At 42.8% G+C, this 3840-nt stretch carries 3 protein-coding genes; 2 read left to right on the top strand and 1 reads right to left on the bottom strand.

Going from position 1 to position 3840, the window contains the following annotated elements; genetic code table 11:
• Positions 1–243: 243 nt before the first annotated feature.
• Positions 244–858, bottom strand: a complete 615-nt coding sequence (locus tag VB740_RS17510) for a hypothetical protein (protein WP_323201238.1) — start codon at positions 856–858, stop codon at positions 244–246.
• 485 nt (positions 859–1343) lie between these two features.
• On the opposite strand from VB740_RS17510, the gene VB740_RS17505 reads away from it, so the two are divergent.
• Together VB740_RS17505 and VB740_RS17500 are read left to right on the top strand one after the other, a co-directional pair.
• Entirely contained in the window at positions 1344–1727 is a 384-nt protein-coding gene (locus VB740_RS17505) for a toll/interleukin-1 receptor domain-containing protein (RefSeq protein ID WP_323201237.1), read from the top strand.
• A partial coding sequence (locus tag VB740_RS17500; protein WP_323201236.1) for an NB-ARC domain-containing protein occupies positions 1724–3840 on the top strand: 2117 nt, incomplete at its 3' end. The genes VB740_RS17505 and VB740_RS17500, both read left to right, overlap by 4 nt.

Here is a 3840-nt window from a genome sequence, read left to right as displayed (position 1 = left end):
TGTAGGGAAGGGGTTGGGGGTTAGGTTTGAGATAAAGTCGCACACGGCGTTATTTCACGTTTGCAAATATACCGGGCGATTATAAATCGCGGCTACACAGACTTGTGTTGAGCGCAGTCGAAATACAAAACCCACCTCCGTGGGTTTAAAACTCTTGATTTTTATTAGTCCGCGGAGGCGGACTTTGTTTGTGTAGCCGCGAATTCCATTCGCCCGGTGCTTCCTCAGTATAAGATATGAAATCTAATTGCTCAATATGCCAACTAAAATGTGAGTTAATTCAGTTAACTCTTCAGGAACCCGATATAATTTGAGGTCTTCTGTTATCTGTTTTTCCTGACGGTTGTATATTGCAAATCGCCAATCTTCACCAGTAGTTACAGACCCATAAAGAAGTGGCAATTCTGAATTTATCCATTGGTCGAGTGCAATCAACTCGACTGCTAATTGTGTAAATCCTCTACTTAAATCTGCTTGTTTCGCTTCAATTACTAACAAGCCTTTACCTTTATCAATGTAATAATCCAAGCTGCCTTTTAGTTGGTCACTAACATTAATGGGATACTCAATATTTAATTGAGTCTGGGCAATTTCGCAAACTTCTAATAATATCGGTGCAATAATTGCTTGCTTGCGGGCATCCTCACTAAGTAGCTTGACACGTCGCAGGTTACGCTCAATGATTCGGTGTAATTCTGCAATTATCTCTAGAGGAAATTCTGTTTTTGGTAATTGCAATCGTTCGCGTTTATAAGAACAGCCAAGTTCAGCCAGAATATCTTCTGGGGAAAATGGCAGTTCAAAATATTTGCTGAATGTATAGCTTTGATCAGGTTGAATTATTCGGGGACGACTCATACAGCAGTTTTTGTGTGGATGGCATACATTACTCTACGATTATTCTTAACAGAACTGTATTGAATAATAATTCCAAGTAGGTGCGTTGTTGCAAAGCGCAATGCACCATTTGAATATCTATTGCGGTGCGTTACCGCGTTCCGCCTAACACACCCTACCACTGGGGGATAAATGAGATGATAATTAGGCGATCGCTTGACTTTCCAAACAGTCGCTATACTTATAATTTAAATAATCAGCCAAAAAGCCTCATGCAGAGCCGCGATTTATCGCGTCTAAGAGGATGTTCGAAAAGTATTTATCTGTAACATTAGGCACTTTAGATCCCCCCTAGCCCCCCTTAAAAAAGGGGGAACCGGAGTCAAAGTCCCCCTTTTTAAGGGGGATTTAGGGGGATCTAAAACTTTTGATACCGACAAGAGGACTTTTCAAACATCCTCTAAGAAAATTGTTAAATTAATATCATTAAAATCAAGAATTTAAGTATGTCTAATATCTTCATCAGTCATCGTAACAGTGATACTCAACAAGCTGAACAGCTAGCGAATGAATTAGGTGATGCTGGGCATGAAGTATGGTTTGATGAATGGAAGATAGACGTAGGAGATTCGATTGTTGAGCGTGTTGACCAAGGGCTAGAAGGATCTAAGTATTTAGTTCTGTGTTACTCCTCGTCTGATATGTCGCCTTGGGTAAACCGTGAGTGGATGTCAGTGTTAGCTCGACAATTGTCAGGACACGAAGTAAAGGTATTGCCAATTTTGCTCACAGGTGGGGAACCGCCTGCTATTCTAGCTGATATCAAGTATGCAGATTTGGTTAATGACTGGTCAAAAGGCGTATCTCAATTGCTGCGGGCAATAAAATGAGTGAGAGAAACTGGCAGGTTTACATTGCCCATCATCCCAAAGAAGAAGATTTAGCAGAAGAATTGGCAAAACAAATCCGCGAGGCTGGCTATGAGGTAGTACATCGCGGAACTGTCATGGTGGGGGAGTCATTCACCGAGGAAGTGTCAAAAGTTCTGAGTACTGTCGGGGCAGTGGTATTGTGTGGAACTAGTAGAGCATTGGGAACCCGTTGGGCATCGCAGATTGTTAACGCAGCCAGACAGCAGACTTTTGGTGGACAAACGCGAGTTTTTTGCCTTCAGATGGAAGAGGATGCTGATGTAGGGAGATTGAGCTTTGATGAATGTATTGCTCTTTATTGGCAAAACCCTGCAAAAGCACTTGAGGATTTGATTGCTGCACTTAAAAAGCACTATCCCCTTAATAATACTATTGCTCATTCTGTTTACCGTCTTCTGCAAGCACCACCTTTACCCGAACACTTTGTAAAACGCCCAGAATACAGCGACGATTTAAAGACTCGCCTCCTTGCAGAGTCATCGTCAGGTAATCGCACTTTGGTAATTACTGCAATTCACGGCTTGGGTTCTGTGGGCAAATCGACTTTAGCCGCAGCTTTAGCCCATAATGCAGAAATCCAAACTCGGTTTTGTGACGGTATTCTGTGGACAACATTAGGTCAGCAACCTGATGTACTTTCTTTACTGAGTGGCTGGGTGCAGGCGTTAGGAGACTCTAGTTTTAAACCTACCAGCATAGAAGCAACTTCTACCCATCTGCGGACTCTACTTTATGACAAAGCGGTGCTGCTGGTGGTTGACGATGCCTGGAATACAAAAGATGCCTCAGTATTTAATATTGGCGGGGTGCGGTGTCAGGTTTTAGTAACTACTCGTGAAGGTGCGATCGCTGACGCATTAGGAGCCAGCACCTACAGTCTGGATATAATGACAGCATCTCAAGCAATGGAATTGCTGACAAACAAGTTAAAACGGGAGATTACAGGTAAAGAATATGAGTCAGCAGAAAATTTAGCTAAAGGCGTTGGTTATCTCCCCCTAGCATTGGAACTTGCAGCAGCAGCAATTGCAGATGGTACAACTTGGACAGAGTTGTTACGAGATATTCAACAAGAAATTGCTCGGTTAAAAACCTTGGATAGACCAGGGGCAAATGATATTACTGATGAAGCAAGTTTAAAACGCCTCAGCTTAACTGCATCTTTGAATTTGAGCATCAAGCGATTGGCACAAGAGGATAAAGAATACTTTACTTGGTTGGGGGTCTTACCTGAAGATGTAACCATTAATCCCAAAATGACGGCAACACTTTGGGATATTGCAGATGAGCGCGATGCTTCTGATTCATTGAAAGATTTACAAAGTAAAGCCCTATTATTACCTGGTGTTCCTCTTGCTGATGGTACGCGTACCTATCGCTTACATGACTTATTCCACGACTTAGCACGAAACTTGTTAACTGCTCCCTCACAGCCGCGCCGGGGTGATTTACCAGGACTAGGTATTTCCCTTGTCAATGCTCACGTCGCTTTGTTGGAGAAATATCGGCAAAAGACTCAAAAAAACCTTTGGCATACCCTACCTAATGATGGTTACATTCATCAGTATTTAGTTTGGCATTTAGATAAAGCTGAACAAATAGAAGAGATTCACCAGTTATTGCGGGAGGAGTCACAGACAGGAAGCAATGGCTGGTATGAAGCGCGAGAAAAATGGGGGCAAACTGCGGGTTACATCACAGATATTTCTCATGCCTGGGAATTAGCAGAAGCGAATTGGAATGAATCAACTCTGCCGCAACTTGTGAGTTGGCAGTGTCGTTATGCTTTGATTACTGCTTCCCTTAATAGTTTGGCAGCTAATTTACCAGCACAACTGCTGGTGGCACTAGTCAAAAATAACATCTGGACTCCCGAACAAGGACTAGCTTACGCCCTGCAAAACCCAAAGCCAAAGGATAAAGTCAAGTCGCTGACACAACTAGTCAATTATTTGCCATCAAATCTTGAAAAATTAGCACTGCAAAAAGCCCTTGCTGCTGCCAGGGAGATTCAGTATGAGTATTTTCGTGCCGATGCCTTGAGTGCCTTAGCTGAGAAACTGCCACCAGA

It is taken from the genome of Nostoc sp. UHCC 0251 (assembly GCF_034932245.1).
Taxonomy (GTDB): Bacteria; Cyanobacteriota; Cyanobacteriia; order Cyanobacteriales; family Nostocaceae; genus Nostoc.
This window is presented reverse-complemented; position numbering and strand designations above follow the sequence as displayed.